The organism is Pseudodesulfovibrio sp. S3 (genome assembly GCF_004025585.1).
GTDB lineage: Bacteria > Desulfobacterota > Desulfovibrionia > Desulfovibrionales > Desulfovibrionaceae > Pseudodesulfovibrio.
Genome location: NZ_QTZO01000016.1, coordinates 12579 through 29094 on the forward strand (window position 1 = coordinate 12579; position 16516 = coordinate 29094).

The window sequence follows — 16516 nt, forward strand, 5'->3', positions numbered from 1 at the left end:
AGTCTTGAAGATTCCGAAGAGCCTTTTTCAAAAGGGTCTTCGGCTCCCCGAAGGGGCAAGGGGCTTTCTGGACAACCCGGCCTCTAAAGGACTAGAGAGCGAGCGAACGAGATGACCAGCAGGCCGAGGATGATGGCCGACAGCCCTATGAAACGCAGAAACTTGGCGGGCTGCTGGGCCATTCGCAGGAGCAGCAGGGGCATGCGTTCGGCGAACAGGAAATAGGGGATGCCTTCGAATATCAGGGCCAACCCCACGGCAGAGATAAGAAGCGACCAATCGATGTTCATGGCGCCTAGTAAGCCACAGAACGGAAATTGTGTCCACCCGGACAGGGTGACCGGAGAAAATATATGAATATGATTACCTTCGAACAGTTGCAGAACAAGGCCGATTCCATCGGTGTGGTCGGGTTGGGCTATGTGGGGCTGCCCCTGGCAGTGGCTCTGGGCCGTCATTTCCGGGTGCTGGGCGTGGACCTGTCCGAAAAACGTGTCAGCGAATTGAACCGGCGCATCGACCGCACCAATGAAGTGGATTTCGCCACCGTGGGCGACGATGTGGATCTGACATTCACAGCCGATCTGGCTGCATTGGCCAAGACCCGGCTTATTCTGGTGGCCGTGCCCACCCCCATAGACGAGTTCCGGTCCCCGGACCTGCGGCCTGTCAAGGGCGCAAGCGCTTCGGTGGGCAGGCATCTGCAGCCCGGCTCCGTGGTGGTCTACGAATCCACGGTCTACCCCGGCCTGACCGAGGAGGTCTGCGTGCCCATTCTTGAGGCCGAATCCGGGCTCAAGTGCGGGCGCGACTTCTGGGTGGGCTATTCGCCCGAGCGCATCAATCCCGGTGACAAGATTCACCGGCTGGAGACCATCGTCAAGGTGGTGGCCGGTCAGGACGAACCTTCGGGCAGGCTGTTGCAGGACGTGTACGGCACCGTGGTGGAGGCCGGGACGCATCTGGCCCCGGACATCCGCACGGCCGAGGCGGCCAAGGTCATCGAGAACACCCAGCGCGATCTGAATATCGCGCTCATGAACGAGTTGGCGCTCATCTTCGACACCATGGGCATAGACACCCTCGACGTGCTCGAAGCATCGGGCACCAAATGGAATTTCCTGCCTTTCAAACCCGGCCTGGTGGGCGGCCACTGCATCGGCGTGGACCCGTATTACCTGACTTTCAAGGCCCAGGCTCTGGGCCTCCACCCTCATGTCATCCTGGCTGGTCGCGAGATCAACGACAACATGGGCAAGTTCATTGCCGAATCGACCATCAAGCGGCTTATCCGCAACGATTGCAAGATCAAGGGAGCGCGTGTGGGCGTACTCGGCCTGACCTTCAAGGAAAATGTGCCGGACCTGCGCAATACCCGGGTGGTGGATATCCTCGCGGAGCTGGAAGACTACGGCGTGGAGGTGCTGGTGCATGATGCCGAGGCGGATCGCGAGGAGGCCCGTGAAGAGCTGGGTGTCGATCTGTGCAGCCTGGACGACCTGCGCAATCTCGATGCCTTGATCCTGGCCGTGCCCCATGCAGCCTACAAGTCTCTTGCGGTCCGTCAGATCAAGAGCTGGTTTGTCGATCCGGCCAAGGCCCTGGTGGTGGACGTGAAAGGATTTTTCGATCGTGACGACCTTGAAACGGAAAAGGTCGCCTACTGGCGGCTGTAAGGACACTGAATGATATTAGTCATGGCCGCAACGGCCAATGAGATGAAGGCCGCTTTTCCAAACGCTCCCAAGGTGGAACAGGGCGAGACTGCGGAGTATGCGTTCAAGAACCGCTCCCTGCTCCTGGCCGTATCCGGCGTGGGGTTGGTCAACACGGCGTTGACCGCAGGAAGACTTCTGGAACGGACCGACCTGGCGGGCGTGGTCAACCTCGGCATTGCCGGGGGATATGATCTTGATGAAACTCCCATGACTTCGGTCTGTTACGCCTGGCAGGAAACCTGGCCCGAATACGGGCTGCTGGACGAGGAAGGGAGCGTTGATCCCAAGGCCATCGGTTTTGCCCTGGGCGAGGTCGGTGGCCAGCCGGTCTGGAACCGGGTCAAGCTGAATCCGGTCAACGATGCCCGGAAAATGGGTTTGAGTCTGGGGGCCAAGTGGCTGCGCGCTTCCAGCGTGACCGTATCCGGGGTGACCGGCACACCGGATCGTGCGGGCTGGCTCAAACTCTCCTGCAACGCCAACATGGAGAACATGGAGGGGTTTGGTTTGGCCTATCCCGTCATGCAGAAGGGGGTGCCTTTCCTGGAGGTGAGGGTCATTTCCAATCTGGTCGGCTCCCGTGCGGCCGAAGACTGGGATTTGAAGGGCGCTCTCAAGGCGCTTTCGAGCGCAACAGCCGAACTTTTCACCGGCTAAAACGGGGCTTGCCCCGCAAACGGCAACCTGACATAGTGGTAGGGATATGGACGAATTAGTAAAATATTTTCAAAGGGAACTTCCCGAAATAAATGAGTTTCTTGAAAGAGAAGCCGATCAGCTTAACGGGCTGGTCCGGGACGTCGCCAAGCATATCATCGGGTCGGGCGGCAAGCGCATCCGGCCTTTGCTCACGCTGCTTTTTGCCCGTGCCTTGGGGTACCGCAAGGATGACTATCATGCCATAGCGTGTTCCCTGGAGTTGTTGCATTCGGCCACGCTGCTGCATGACGATTATCTGGACGACGCCGAACTCCGGCGCGGCCGGGACGCGGCACACCTGGTCTTTGGCCGGACCGAGACCATCCTGGCCGGTGACGCGCTGCTCGCCCTGGCCAACGAGATGGGGGCGCGCTACGGCATACCTCGTCTTTCCTGGCTGCTGGCCAAGGGTACCATGGAGACGGCAGTGGGCGAGATCGAGGAAATTGAGTTTTCCAAGGATCCTTCTCTGGACCGTGAAACTTATATGCGGATCATTATCGGCAAGACCGCACGGCTTATCGAGTGCGCCTGCCGTTGCGGGGCAGCCCTGGCCGGGGGAACCCCGGAGCAGGAGGATGCCGCCGGAGAATTCGGATTGAATCTGGGCATCGCCTTCCAGTTGGTGGACGACGCCCTGGATTATGCCTCGCCTACCTCGGAGACGGGCAAGCCCGAAGGCGGTGATCTCAAAGAGGGCAAGGTGACCCTACCGCTCATTCTTCTCATGGAAGAGGCTGACGAGGCCGGAAACGACGCGTTGCTCGAAGCGCTCAAGGACAAATCCCTGACCGAAACTCAGTGCAGGGACATCCTGGATCAGGTGCGGGAGGGGCGGTATTCGGAAAAGACACGCGAGGAAGCCGCTTTCTACGTGGAGAAGGCCAAGGCGTGTCTGAGCGGTTTCGAGCCGGGTGCCGAAGTGATTGTGCTCAAGCAGGCTGCTGATTTCGTATTGACCAGAACCAAGTGATTTCAGGCCGGTCACCCGAAAGGGGAGGCTGGCCTTCCGCTTTTATATATCCAGAGGAGTGACCAGATATGCTTTGTCGTGTGATCGTTGGACTGAAGGAAGGCGTCCGTGACGTGCTGGGTGAGAAGATCGCCCGCAAGATCAAGAGCGAACTCGGCATGGACGTGAACGGCGTCCGCATTGTCAACGTTTTTACCCTGGAAGGGGTGTCGCCGGAGCAGGTGGAGCTGGTGCTTGAACGGGCCGCCCTGCATGACCCGGTGTTGCACGAGGTGGCGCTCGAACCCCTGGCCCGTGATTTCGACTGGATCATCGAGGTCGGGTTCAGGCCCGGCGTGACCGACAACGAGGGCCGCACCGCCAAGGAGACCCTCGGCGTGGTACTCGGCCTGTCCAAGGCGGAGCAGGAGGCGGTCAAGGTCTACACCTCCAAACAGTATCTCATCCAGGCGGACATGGACGAGGCCGGTATCCAGCATGTGTCCAGGGACCTGCTCGCCAACGAACTCATTCAGCGGTTCGAGTACAAGTCCGCCGGGACCTGGGCGGTTGATCCCGGCTTCGAGGCCAAGGCGGCCCGCGTGACGGGCCAGGCCTCCGATGAAGTGGCCGTTATCCCGCTGTCCACCATGTCCGACAAAGAGATGATGGACTTTTCCCGGGCCAACACCCTGGCCCTGTCCCTGCGCGAGATGCACGACATCCGGGCCTATTACGCCGACCCTGCGGTCCGTGCGGGTCGGGAGAAAATCGGACTTTCCGCCGACCCCACCGATGCCGAGATCGAAGTCCTGGCCCAGACCTGGTCCGAGCACTGCAAGCACAAGATATTCAGCGCGAAAATTTCCTATGAGAACCCGGAGACGGGCAAGACCCTTGAGCTGTCCAGCCTGTACAAGACCTTTATTCAGGGTTCCACCAGGCAGATTCGCGAGCGCAATGCGGCCACCCGTGAGGGCGGCGACTACTGCCTGTCCGTGTTCAAGGACAACGCAGGCGTCATCGGTTTTTCCGACACCATCAATGTTTGCGTGAAGATGGAGACCCACAACTCGCCTTCGGCGCTCGACCCATACGGCGGAGCCTTGACCGGCATCGTGGGCGTGAACCGCGACCCCATGGGCACCGGCATCGGGGCCAACCTGTTGTGCAACACCGACGTGTTCTGCTTTGCCTCCCCGTTCCATGAAGGAGAGCTGCCGCCCAGGCTGCTGCACCCGCGCCGGGTGTTCGAAGGCGTGCGCGAAGGCGTGGAGCACGGCGGCAACAAGTCCGGCATTCCGACCGTGAACGGGTCCATCGTTTTCGACGAACGGTATCTGGGCAAGCCCCTGGTCTATTGCGGCACCATCGGCACCATGCCGGTGACGGTGGCAGGACGGCCTTCGCATGAGAAGTGCGCCAGGTCCGGCGACATCATCGTCATGTCCGGCGGTCGCATCGGCGCGGACGGCATCCACGGCGCGACGTTCTCGTCCGAGGAACTGCACGAGGGCAGCCCGGCCACAGCGGTCCAGATCGGTGATCCCATCACCCAGCGCAAGATGTACGATTTTCTCATGCGGGCCCGTGACCTGGGCCTGTACAACGCCATCACCGACAACGGCGCGGGCGGTCTTTCCTCTTCCGTGGGAGAGATGGCCGAGGATTCCGGCGGGTTTGACATGGACCTGCAAAAGGCCCCGCTCAAATACGATGGCCTGCGTCCCTGGGAGATTCTCATCTCCGAGGCTCAGGAGCGTATGACCATGGCCGTGCCCGTGGACAAGCTCGACCGTTTCATGGCCCTGAGCGAGGAGATGGGCGTGGAGTCCACCGCGTTGGGCGTGTTCACGGATTCCGGCAAGTATCTGGTGCGTTACGGCGACAAGATAGTCACCTGCCTGGACATGGAATTCCTGCACAACGGCGTGCCGCAGATGGAGCTGAAAGCGGTCTGGAAACGGCCCGAATTCGCCCAGGACGAGGTGCCGGTCCCGGCCGATCAGAACGGCCTGATCAAGGACATGCTCGGGCGGTTGAACATCTGTTCCAAGGAGTACGTGGTCCGGCAGTACGATCACGAGGTTCAGGGCAAATCCGCAATCAAGCCCATGGTGGGCGTGTGCGGCGATGGCCCTTCCGATGCGGGCGTGATCCGGCCCGAGTACGGATCGGATCGGGGCCTGGTCGTTTCCCATGGCATCTGTCCGCAGTTTTCAGACTATGACACCTACTGGATGATGGCCAACGCCATTGACGAAGCCATCCGCAACGCCGTGGCTGTGGGCGGCGACGTCAGCTACATGGCCGGTTGCGACAACTTCTGCTGGTGCGACCCGGTCCAGTCCGAGTCCACCCCCGACGGCCATTACAAGCTGGCCCAGCTGGTGCGCGCCAACCAGGCCCTGGCTCATTACTGCCTCGGCTTCGGCGTTCCCTGCGTGTCCGGCAAAGATTCCATGAAGAACGACTACAAGGGCGGCGGCCGGAAGATATCCATTCCACCGACCGTGCTCTTCTCGGTCATCGGCGTCATTCCGGACGTGAACAAGTGCCTGACCTCGGACTTCAAGAAATCGGGTGATCTCATCTATGCACTCGGGTTGACCAAGCCGGAGATGGGCGGCAGTGAAATCGCCCGGCAGCTCGGGTTCTCGGATTCCCGCGTACCCCAGGTGGACCTTGTGTCCGCCAAGGCCCGATACGAGGCCGTGTTCGCGGCTGCTCAGGCCGGACTGATTACCGCCTGTCACGATTGTTCGGACGGGGGACTCGGCGTGGCCCTTGCCGAGATGTGCATCGGTGGCCGTTTGGGTGCGGAGGTAGACCTTTCACTGGTGCCGACCTGCGGCGACCTGAACCTGACCGGTGTGCTCTATTCGGAATCAGCCAGCCGGTTCCTGGTCTCGGTCGACGCCACTGACAGTGAAACCTTCGAGTCCCTGTTCGCCGGGCAAATCGCCCGGTGCATAGGCAGAGTTGCAGATACCTCTAAATTAATTGTACGTTTTGACGATAATGCTGTATTGGATGTGGAGGTTGAGACCCTTGCGGAGGCGTTCAAGGGGACACTCGACTGGTAGCTGCGAGGTTTGGGAGTTCAATTGCATGGACGTCTTTACCTAAACTGAATTATTCTCTAAGGTGACTTGCAAATATTCAATAAGTTCGGCTAGGGGTGCCGGGTTTTGACGATACCGTTTATTTCGATATAGCTATGGGGGTTGGTTCATGTTGAAAAGGTCGGTCTGGTGCCGGGGCGGTTTCATGCTCGTGCTGGCAGCGTTTGTGGTAACAGTGGCCTTGGCGGGCGCAGGCCGGACCAATTCCGGCCGATATGTGGGCTCTGAAGCGTGTGGTGAATGCCACGATGAAGAATTCAGTCATTTCAAGAAATTCGCCAAAAAGTCCCATTCGGGCGAGTCCGTCAGGATCATGATGGAAGATTTGACCAAGGAAGAACTCGTGGAATGTTACGGCTGTCACATGACCGGCTACGGCAAGCCCGGCGGTTTTGTCAGTTTCGAGGAAACTCCCGGTTTGGCCGAAGCAGGTTGCGAAGTCTGTCACGGGCCTGGATATGACCATGTCGAATCCGGCGGCGATCCCGACCTGATCAAGGGCAACCTGAAACTGGACGATTGCCAGACCTGCCACAATCCTGAAAGGGTCGATGCGTTTGACTTCAAGCCGCTGTTGTACGGCGGGGCTCACTAGGAGGCCGGTATGAATTTTATCTCACGGTCACTGGGCGTCAAACTCATTCTGCTCTCATCCATATTGACCATCCTGGCGTTTACGGGACTCTTCCTGTACAGCTCCATTTCCACCCGGAATCACACTCTGCATGAGGTTGAGGTCGCAGCCGAACGTGTGGCCGATATGCTCTACATCGCCATCGAAGATCCCATGAGCAAAGGGGACAACGAAGGCACTGAAATCAAATTCCTCCAGATGGCCGAAAGGTATCCCGATATCAAGGTTTACCTGACTGACTACAAGGGTGAAGTCACTTATTCCACTGTGGATGAAGCGAAGCGCAAGAATATTTTTGACATGCGTAAAGAGGGCGAACTGCCCGAGTTGATCCAGAGGGGACTCAAGGAAAAAGTGATCGAAGGCCAACTCAAGGAAATCGAGGGCAAACTTCATTTCACTGAAATCAAATCCATTGAAAACAATCCGTTCTGCTATCACTGTCATGGTAAGACCCGGAAGATTCTTGGCGCCATGGTCGTGGCGGTGGATGTCAGCCGTGAATTTAATGCCCTCAAGGAAAATCAAATCAAGTCGGCCGGTATTTCCGCAATTGGCGTCATCGCCTTGCTGACCGCGCTGATCATCTTCATGCGCAAGGCCATCGTCAACAGGATCACGTCCATAGCCTCCACGGCCGAGGATGTGGCGGGTGGCAACCTGCAAGCCCAGTTCACAGTGGCCGGCGACGATGAACTTGGATCTCTGTCCCGATATCTCGGGGCCATGGTCGATCAGATCAAGGACCAGCTCGAGTACAACCAGTCCGTTCTCAACGGCATTGTGGTTCCGTTGTTCGTCACCGACGCCAAGCAGAGTCTGCAATTCGTCAATCCCCCCCTGCAAAAGATTCTGGGATTGGCCGAAGACGAGGTGAAGGGCCGTTCCGTGACCGAAGTGTTCTCCTGTGAATCCGGCGACTCAAAGACCTGCAACGCCGGGGAAGTCATTGGTCTGGGCGAGCCCATTACAGGGCGGTTCAGCTACACCCGGCCCGACGGAACCGTCTTCCCGCTGCTCTTTGAAGCTTCGCCGCTCAAGGATGCGGAAGGGGATACCGTGGGCGTCATCTGCGTGCTCATCGACCTGACCCGTGAGGAAGAAGACAAGAAGAATATCGAGTTGCAACGCCAGAACCTGCTGGTGGTCGCCAACGAGGTCACGGAAGTGGCCAACAAGTTGAACGAAGCTTCCAACGTCCTGTCGGAGCAGATGGATCAACTGGCCAGCGGCGTGGATACCACGGCCGATCAGACCAGTCAGGTGGCCACGGCCATGGAAGAGATGAATGCCACGGTACTGGAGGTCGCCAAGAACGCCTCCGAGACGGCCGAGGCTTCTGATCAGGCCAATAAGGTGGCGGCCTCCGGCGGCACCATTGTGGGCAAGACCGTGGACGAGATCAACTCCGTGGCAGCCATTACCGAGAATCTGGCCGAAGCCCTGGAGTCCCTGTCCAGCCGTGCTGAAAACATCGGCAAGGTCATGGCGGTCATCAATGATATCGCTGACCAAACCAACCTTCTGGCCCTGAACGCAGCCATTGAAGCCGCTCGTGCGGGCGAAGCCGGTCGCGGATTCGCGGTGGTCGCAGACGAAGTCAGGAAGCTGGCTGAAAAGACCATGGACGCCACCAAGGAAGTCGAGGGCGCCATTTCACTCATCCAGCAGTCCACCTCGGATGTGGTCAAGGAGATGGACACTGTCAAGAAGCGGGTGATCAACACCTCCGGCATGGCCCAGGAAGCGGGCAGTGTGCTTGATCAAATCGTCGAGCATTCCAACAGCATCGCCGACATGGTCAACGGTATTGCCACCGCGGCGGAGCAACAGTCCTCCACTTCGGATGAGATCAATACGCGTGTAACGCAGATCAACGATCTCTCCCAGGAAGTTCTGGCCGGCATTCGCCAATCCAACCTGGGTATCCAGGAAGTGTCAGAAATGGCTCAGAACCTGGCGGAATTGGTGTCCAAATTCAGAAACTAACAGGTAATAAGTAAAAAAGGCCCGGTGTTACACCGGGCCTTTTTTTGTTCTTTACGGCTGACAAACAGGTCGGAATGCGTGTCACTGGCCTGAAAGGCCGCGCCCTGCCTGGAATATCCGGTTCAAGCCGTTTGCAGTATGATTGTTTCTGGTATAATGACCGGTTTGATTCGAATGTGTTAGTTCTTGACTTTATAACCAGAAGCAAATAGTAATTGTTATTAAATACGGAGGATGACCCATGGCACAAGAAATGGGCTTTAGGCTTTCCAAGCAACGGAAAGTCATATTGGAAGAACTGCTTAAGGTGAAAACGCACCCCACGGCTGACGAGGTCTACGACATGGTGCGCAAGATCATCCCCAGGATCAGTCTTGGCACTGTGTATAGGAACCTTGAATTCCTTGCGAGCAGGGGATTGGTCCTGAAGTTGGGAGCTCCTGGCGAGCAGAAACGGTTTGACGGCAACCCCGAACCCCACCCGCATATCCGATGCGGTGTTTGCACTGCTGTTGCCGATGTGGAATGCGAAATCGATATCCCTGTCATCCCGGAATCCTGCACCAGCGGCTATACCATCCTGACCACAAACGTAGAGTTCGTGGGCATCTGTCCCCGCTGCCAAGAAGCACAACAGTAATTTTCCCATATACTCTTGCTTGAAACCGATTGCCGTATTGGCAATCGGTTTTTATTTATGGTTTTATTCGATGACCTTGGAGTCATGTGGTTGACAACGGGTTTAAATACTAGTAGGAATGATTCCTATATTTGGTCGTATGCATAAACAATATTGTTTATGGTGAGTTGATATTGTCACTAAATAATACGACAACAGATTGCTTTTAGTGTAATGGTACGCCAGGAAATATTAATGAAAAGCGATAAAATCGCAGGAGGAAGCTCTATGTCTCTCAAAGGAACACAAACAGAAAAGAATATCCTTACGGCTTTTATCGGGGAGTCCCAGGCACGCAATAAATATACCTATTTTGCCAGTGTGGCCAAAAAGGAAGGCTTTGTTCAGATCTCGAAGATATTTGAGGAAACCGCCAATCACGAGAAGGAGCACGCCAAGCGCCTGTTCAAATTTCTGGAAGGCGGCATGGCTGAAATTACGGCGACTTTTCCTGCCGGGGTCATTGGCTCCACTCTGGATAATCTCAAGGCCGCAGCCGCTGGCGAGCATGAAGAATACTCCGAAATGTACCCTGATTTCGCCAAGGTGGCACGTTCGGAAGGGTTCAGCGAGATTGCTGCTGTCATGGAGAATATCGCTGTGGCCGAGCAGTATCACGAGGAACGGTATAAATCCCTGATCGCCAACATCGAAAACGGCACGGTTTTCAAAAAGGATAGCGAAATTACCTGGCGTTGCCAGAATTGTGGTTACAACCACCATGGTTCCACGGCACCCGTCAAATGCCCGGCCTGCGACCATCCCCAGGCTCATTTTGAAATTAAAGACACCAACTGGTAGTCTCGAATCAAACAAGGAGAATGCGACATGGCAATCAAACTGGGTGAAGTTTACAAGTGTAATGTCTGCGGAAATATCGTCATTGCCATCCACGAAGGTGCCGGCGATCTGGTTTGCTGTGGGCAGGACATGGTCCTGATGACGGAAAACACCGTTGATGCCGCCAAGGAAAAGCACGTGCCTGTGATCGAGCGGGACGGCGACAAGGTCACGGTCAAGGTTGGTGGAGTCCCCCATCCCATGGAGGAGAAGCACTATATCGAGTGGATCGAGCTCATGGTGGGCGATGTCGTCCTTACCAAGATGCTCAAGCCCGGTGAGGCCCCTGAGGCTGAGTTCTGCATCTGCGGACTTTCCGGCGACCTCCAGGCTCGGGAATACTGCAACCTTCATGGACTCTGGGCCGCCAAATAGGGCCCAGGCCGAGAATGCGTCTTATGGGGGCGGGCTTTAGGGCCTGCCCTTTTCATCCCTTGAATCGAGGAGACGATATGGCGCTTCCCGAAGAAATGTACCAGTGCCAGACAGTGAATTGCGGGTATATTTACAACCCGGACAAAGGGGATCGCAAAGGCAAGATACCCAAAGGAACTCGGTTTGAGGATCTCCCGGAGGATTGGCGTTGCCCGATTTGCGGCGGCACCAAACGATGCTTCCGGCCCCTCGTGGGCCCTGGTTCCACCAAGTCGGATTGTGAACTTCCCGTTGAAACCGATGCCGATAAGTTGACAGCGGCGGCGGCTGCTGCAACTATATCTAACCAAAAGGAGACTGACCCCATGCAGAAATACGTGTGCGAGATTTGTGGCTATGTGTATGACCCGGCAGAGGGTGATTCTGATTCAGACATCCCGGCAGGCACCAAGTTCGAAGATCTTCCGGACGATTGGACTTGTCCCGTCTGCGGTGCGCCCAAAGACAATTTCGTTCCCGAAGACTAATTTGTTGCCCGGCCTGACGGGCAGGGAGCGCGAACCTCGGGGCGCGCTCCTTTTTTTACCGGACAGTTGACTGGCTGTTCAATTTGGAGTGAAGAATGAAACCTGTTGAAATTAAAGACGGAATTTTTTGGATAGGTGCGGTCGACTGGAACCGTCGCAGCTTCCATGGGTATTCCAAGTCGCACTTGGGTACGACCTATAACAACTTCCTCATCAAGGACGAGAAGGTTACCCTGATCGATACCGTGGCCGAAGAATTCTGGGGCACCCTCCAGTGCAATATCGCCCAGGTACTCGGGGATCGGAAGATCGACTATTTCGTGATCAACCACCTTGAGCCCGACCATGCCGGCTGCCTTGCGCTGGCCGTGGAAAAATATCAGCCTGAGAAGATATACACCTCCCCCATGGGGCAGAAGGCCATGATGGCCCACTTCAGGTACAAGGATTGGCCCGTGGAGGTCGTGCCCACCGGCACCACGATCAACATCGGCAAGCGGAACCTCAGCTTTATCGAGACCCGTATGCTGCACTGGCCCGATTCCATGCTGACTTACTGCCCGGAGGACAAGATCGCGTTCACCAACGACGCCTTTGGTCAGAACTGGGCCACGTCCGAGCGCTGGGCCGACGAAGTGGACCGCTACCGGCTGGAAGAACTGATGGCCAATTACTACGCCAATATCGTGCTTCCGTTCTCTCCGGTGGTCCTGAAGACCTTGGATGCGCTTGAGGAGATGAATCTCGAGATCGATACTATTTGTCCGGATCACGGGCTGCTGTTCCGTAACGAAGACTGCGCCTGGGCCCTGGGGAAATATCGGGAATACGCCGAGCAGAAGCCCAAGAACAAGGCGGTCATCGTCTACGACACCATGTGGCATTCCACCGAGAAGATGGCCAAGGCCGTGGCCACCGGCCTTGTCGACGAAGGCGTGTCCGTCAGGTTGATGTGCATGAAGAACAACCACCACTCCGATGTCATGGCCGAAGTGTTCGACGCTGCGGCCGTCATCGTCGGGTCTCCGACCCACAACAACGGCATCCTGCCGCTCATGGCCGACATGCTGACCTACATGAAGGGGCTGCGTCCGCAGAACAAGATCGCTTCGGCCATCGGTTCCTTTGGCTGGTCCGGCGAATGCGTCAAGGTGCTCACCCAGTGGCTTGAAGACATGAACATGGAGATCGTCGAACCGGTCAAGACCAAGTTCATCCCCGATCATGAAGCCCTGGCCAAGTGCTACGAGCAGGGCAAGGCCATTGCTGCCGCCATCAAGGCCAAGATGGACTAGCTTCTGTTTGTTGCAGATATTGTATGAAGAAAGCCCGGCCTCATTTGAGGGCGGGCTTTTTTGCGTTTCTGGTCAGGAACCGGTCCAACTGGTTGGTGAATTCCTGTTTGTCCCTGGGGCCGAGCGGAGGCGGGCCGCCCGGAGCCATGCCGCCGCTGCGCAGTTCCTCCATCAGGTTGCGCATGCGCAGCAATCCCTTGATGTTGTCTTTGGTGTACAGCTCGCCCCGTGGGTTGAGGCCGGTGGCTCCCTTGTCCACGATCGCATCGGCCAAGGGGATGTCAGCGGTGATGACCAGGTCGCCGGGATTGGCCAGCCGGATGATTTCGCTGTCGGCCACGTTGAAGCCCGAACCGACCGTTATGGTGTTGATGAGCGGTGACAAGGGGATCTGGATAGAGGTGTTGGCCACCAGTGTCATGCCGATCTCCCGGCGCATGGTGGTCTTGAACAGGATGTCCTTGATGACGTTGGGGCAGGCGTCGGCGTCGACCCAGATATGCAAAGCCATTTATTTGTTCCTATGTTGCCAGGATTTCCTTGACCCTGCCCACCTGACCGTCTTCAAGTCGAACCTTGATGCCATGGGGATGGGTGGGGGATTTGGTCAGCAGTTGACTTACCACGCCTTGGGTGAGTCTGCCGGTGCGCTGGTCCTGTTTCAGGACGATATTCACCCGCTGTCCGGGCTTGACATCCTTGCGGTTTCTTCCGTCCATTCGTATCTCCTGCCAGTGGGGATGACGTTGCAATTGTGCGACAGTCTCGGACGCGACCAAAGATCGGCCCTCAGGCCTGCGGAAAGAAAATCGGGGTGTTGTTTATTGCCAGGAGCCTTTCTTGTAGCTGAAAATCTGCCGGTTCGGGATCACTGAAACGGCAACGAATTCGGCTTGACTGAAAGCATCGGGCGATTCGGCCACGGCTTGCATGACCAGTTCGTGGTAGCGGAGGACGGCGACATACGGAATGGTCTTGGATTTAGAGCGGCTGACCTTGCAGAGCACGGTGGCGTAATCGATGGAGTGGTACCGGGCCACGTAGGAGCCATCGGACTGCTTGGTGATTTTCATGCGGCTTTTGGCCAGGCAATGATTGCGGTTCAGGGAGCGAACCCTGGTCTGGGCAAATTGGGTGAAATCAACGTGCTTGAGGGTCAGATCCTTGTCCAGGTAGGTCGGCATGTTTTTAGCTGTGACGGGAGTGGTGGCGTTGCCGGGACCGGCAGAGGCCACTTCTTGCGAGGGGGAAGGCTCTCCGGCCTGGGCCTGTCCGTTGAGCACAAAAAAAGCCCCGGTCAGGAGTACGGCTAATGCGGCTGTAATAGCGAAATTTTTCATGGCGTTGAATCCTTTAACCAGAGCAGGTGGTTGGGCGGCAGTGCCGCCCAACCTTTTTTTACTCATAACCTTACTTGGTCTGGATATCAACCCTACGATTGAGCTTGCGGCCTTCGGAGGTGCCGTTGTCGTACTTCGGATTGGTTTCGCCGTAACCCACGGCTTCCAGGCGGGATGCCGCGATGCCGTTGGTGGTCATCCATTTCATGACGGAGTTGGCGCGGCGCTCGGACAGTCCCTGGTTGTATTCTTCTGCACCAGTGGAGTCGGTGTAACCGGAAATCTCGTAGGATGCGGAAGCATCTTCTTCCAGAATCATCTTGGCCTGTTCCAGCACGGGAACCATCTCGTCGGTGATGGCGTACTTGTCAAAACCAAAGTTCAGGTTGAAGGAAACAACTTCCTTGGCAGGGGCCATTACGGCCGGAGCCGGAGCAGGAGCCGGGGCCGGAGCGTCGGCTACTTCGTCATACAAGACGTCCTTGGCATACTGCTGAAGAGCGGCAGCATTGGCAAAGGTGGCGCCATCGGCAGCTACGGAGCAAGGGAAGGCGGCGCGGATGCCGTCGATGACGGTCTGTCCTGCGGGGGAGCTGGCGTAGCTGACAACGTGGACACACAGCTTGTCGCCATATTTGCCGCGCATGTCCTGAGCCACGGCAACAGGGTCGGAGCCGATGTTGGACTCACCGTCGGTGAAGATGATCAGTGCGGTCTTGCCGGACATCTGGCCCAGAACAGGGTTGATGGCTGCAAGGCCGACGCCCATGGGGGTCTTGCGGTTGAAGATCTCGTAATTTTCGTTCACGGCTGCGGCTGCTGCGTTAAGGGTCGTGGCGTTGTACGGTTTGGGACCGCACTGCTCGGCGAAGGGCGCGAACAGGTACATGGCGGAATTGTAGTTCAGGGCCGGGATGACCTTGTTCAGGGCCTGGATGTCATCCACGGCCTTTTCAATTTTCTTCATTCCGTCGGCGTTCTTCATCGCCATGGAACCGGACTGGTCCAGGAAAATGATGAAATTGTCGACTTTTTTGACCATTTTTGCGTTTGCCGTGGCAGCAAAGGCAAAGGAAAATGTCAACATGGCAGCCAGCGTGATGAGTAACAGTTTCTTTGATTGTACCATAATTTCACTCCTTTAGAGATTGGTTTCTGAATGTAATCCCATCGTTGGGGATTCGCCATTATATATACCCACGAGAGGATAATCGCAATAGAAAGGGAGCGGATTGTTTCAGAATATAACACATATTCAGCGTAAAGATAGAGGTTCTTCAGGTTGCGTCCCGATCTGGAACACAGTATAAAAAATCGTTTACGCCCCGTGGGTGTTATCGAGCCAGCAAGGAGAAACTATGTATATTGTTACCGGCGGCGCAGGGTTCATCGGCAGCGCCATGGTCTGGAAGCTCAATCAGATGGGCATTGACGACATTCTGGTGGTGGACAATCTTTCTACCAGCGACAAGTGGAACAACCTCGTGGGACTGCGGTATCAGGACTATCTGCATCGGGACCAGTTCCTCAAGTTCATTCTGGAAGGCGAGGACCCGTTCGAGACCCAGGCGGTTATCCACATGGGAGCCTGTTCCTCCACCACGGAGCTGGATGCGGATTTCCTCATGGAAAACAACTATCGTTATACCCAGTATGTCTGCCGGTTTTGCATGGCTCACGGTGCGAGATTCATCAATGCCTCTTCCGCAGCCACCTACGGCAACGGCGAGTTCGGCTTCAGCGACGATCATGCGGGGATCGATCGGCTCCGACCTTTGAACATGTATGGTTATTCCAAGCAGCTCTTCGACCTGTGGGCCAGGGACTCAGGCATTCTGGACCAGATAGTGTCCCTCAAGTTTTTCAATGTCTTCGGTCCCAACGAGTACCACAAGGACGATATGAAGTCGGTTATCTGCAAGGCCCACAGTCAGATTCTGGAAACCGGCAAGCTGAAGCTGTTCAAGTCCTACCGCGAGGAATATCCCCATGGCGGCCAGAAACGGGACTTTGTCTACATCAAGGATTGCGTTGACATCATGGCCTGGTTCCTTGAGAACCCGGACACGGGCGGCATATTCAATATCGGCACAGGAACTGCAAGGACTTGGAATGATTTGGCAAACGCAGTCTTTTCCGCTCTGGGCAAGGAGTCTGAAATCGAATATATTCCGATGCCTGAAGCGATTCGTGATAAATATCAGTATTTTACACAGGCCGACATGGGCAAGCTCAGGGCTGTAGGTTGCGACGTTAAAATGACCAGCCTTGAGGACGGAGCCAGAGATTACGTGCAGAACTATCTGAACAAAGACGACAGATTCCTCAAGTCCAGGTAGCAAG

The 16516-nt window shown here is 56.5% G+C and carries 17 protein-coding genes and 1 pseudogene; 13 read left to right on the forward strand and 5 right to left on the reverse strand.

The annotated features are described in order from the left end of the window. Positions 1–83: 83 nt before the first annotated feature. Positions 84–290: a DUF2065 domain-containing protein gene (locus tag DWB63_RS14070; protein ID WP_128329487.1), complete on the reverse strand. Its 207-nt coding sequence runs from the start codon at positions 288–290 to the stop codon at positions 84–86. A 63-nt stretch (positions 291–353) separates the two neighbouring features. On the opposite strand from DWB63_RS14070, the gene DWB63_RS14075 reads away from it, so the two are divergent. The 12 genes and pseudogenes from DWB63_RS14075 (at position 354) to DWB63_RS14125 (ending at position 12833) form a co-directional block, all read left to right on the forward strand. Next, the gene (locus DWB63_RS14075) at positions 354–1676 is read left to right on the forward strand and encodes a nucleotide sugar dehydrogenase (RefSeq protein ID WP_128329488.1); all 1323 of its coding nucleotides are present in this window, start codon (positions 354–356) and stop codon (positions 1674–1676) included. Between the two features lie 9 nt (positions 1677–1685). Next, positions 1686–2375: a futalosine hydrolase gene (gene mqnB, locus DWB63_RS14080; RefSeq protein WP_128329489.1), complete on the forward strand. Its 690-nt coding sequence runs from the start codon at positions 1686–1688 to the stop codon at positions 2373–2375. Positions 2376–2421: 46 nt separating this feature from the next. Next, the gene (locus DWB63_RS14085; protein ID WP_128329490.1) at positions 2422–3390 is read left to right on the forward strand and encodes a polyprenyl synthetase family protein; all 969 of its coding nucleotides are present in this window, start codon (positions 2422–2424) and stop codon (positions 3388–3390) included. A 68-nt stretch (positions 3391–3458) separates the two neighbouring features. Beyond that, on the forward strand, positions 3459–6455 hold the full coding sequence (locus DWB63_RS14090; RefSeq protein ID WP_128329491.1) for an AIR synthase-related protein: 2997 nt from the start codon (positions 3459–3461) through the stop codon (positions 6453–6455). A gap of 148 nt (positions 6456–6603) precedes the next feature. Next, positions 6604–7089, forward strand: coding sequence for a cytochrome c family protein (locus DWB63_RS14095; RefSeq protein WP_128329492.1), 486 nt, complete (start codon positions 6604–6606; stop codon positions 7087–7089). Between the two features lie 9 nt (positions 7090–7098). Next, on the forward strand, positions 7099–9117 hold the full coding sequence (locus DWB63_RS14100; RefSeq protein WP_128329493.1) for a methyl-accepting chemotaxis protein: 2019 nt from the start codon (positions 7099–7101) through the stop codon (positions 9115–9117). Positions 9118–9358: 241 nt separating this feature from the next. Beyond that, complete coding sequence (locus DWB63_RS14105) at positions 9359–9757, forward strand: transcriptional repressor (protein ID WP_128329494.1); 399 nt, start codon at positions 9359–9361, stop codon at positions 9755–9757. Positions 9758–10024: 267 nt separating this feature from the next. Beyond that, positions 10025–10597, forward strand: coding sequence for a rubrerythrin (gene rbr / locus DWB63_RS14110; protein ID WP_128329531.1), 573 nt, complete (start codon positions 10025–10027; stop codon positions 10595–10597). Positions 10598–10624: 27 nt separating this feature from the next. Continuing rightward, positions 10625–11011 carry a desulfoferrodoxin gene (locus tag DWB63_RS14115; RefSeq protein ID WP_128329495.1) on the forward strand — a complete coding sequence of 129 codons (387 nt, stop codon included), beginning with the start codon at positions 10625–10627 and terminating at the stop codon, positions 11009–11011. 77 nt (positions 11012–11088) lie between these two features. Next, positions 11089–11304, forward strand: a pseudogene (locus DWB63_RS17535) (rubredoxin); the annotation flags it as partial. 72 nt (positions 11305–11376) lie between these two features. Beyond that, complete coding sequence (gene rd / locus DWB63_RS17500; RefSeq protein WP_241648863.1) at positions 11377–11538, forward strand: rubredoxin; 162 nt, start codon at positions 11377–11379, stop codon at positions 11536–11538. A 95-nt stretch (positions 11539–11633) separates the two neighbouring features. Next, positions 11634–12833 (forward strand): flavodoxin domain-containing protein, encoded by a 1200-nt coding sequence (locus tag DWB63_RS14125; protein ID WP_128329497.1) that lies wholly within the window; start codon positions 11634–11636, stop codon positions 12831–12833. A 40-nt stretch (positions 12834–12873) separates the two neighbouring features. On the opposite strand, the gene DWB63_RS14130 is transcribed toward DWB63_RS14125, so the two are convergent. From DWB63_RS14130 to DWB63_RS14145, 4 genes are all read right to left on the reverse strand, one after another. Then, positions 12874–13338 (reverse strand): YaiI/YqxD family protein, encoded by a 465-nt coding sequence (locus tag DWB63_RS14130; protein ID WP_128329532.1) that lies wholly within the window; start codon positions 13336–13338, stop codon positions 12874–12876. A gap of 16 nt (positions 13339–13354) precedes the next feature. Further along, positions 13355–13552, reverse strand: coding sequence for a YwbE family protein (locus DWB63_RS14135; RefSeq protein ID WP_128329498.1), 198 nt, complete (start codon positions 13550–13552; stop codon positions 13355–13357). Between the two features lie 102 nt (positions 13553–13654). Next, positions 13655–14173, reverse strand: a complete 519-nt coding sequence (locus DWB63_RS14140; RefSeq protein WP_128329499.1) for a hypothetical protein — start codon at positions 14171–14173, stop codon at positions 13655–13657. 70 nt (positions 14174–14243) lie between these two features. Then, positions 14244–15302: an OmpA family protein gene (locus tag DWB63_RS14145; RefSeq protein WP_128329500.1), complete on the reverse strand. Its 1059-nt coding sequence runs from the start codon at positions 15300–15302 to the stop codon at positions 14244–14246. Positions 15303–15531: 229 nt separating this feature from the next. Between DWB63_RS14145 and rfaD the strand changes: the two genes are divergently transcribed. Continuing rightward, positions 15532–16512: an ADP-glyceromanno-heptose 6-epimerase gene (gene rfaD / locus DWB63_RS14150; RefSeq protein ID WP_128329501.1), complete on the forward strand. Its 981-nt coding sequence runs from the start codon at positions 15532–15534 to the stop codon at positions 16510–16512. Positions 16513–16516 lie beyond the last annotated feature (4 nt).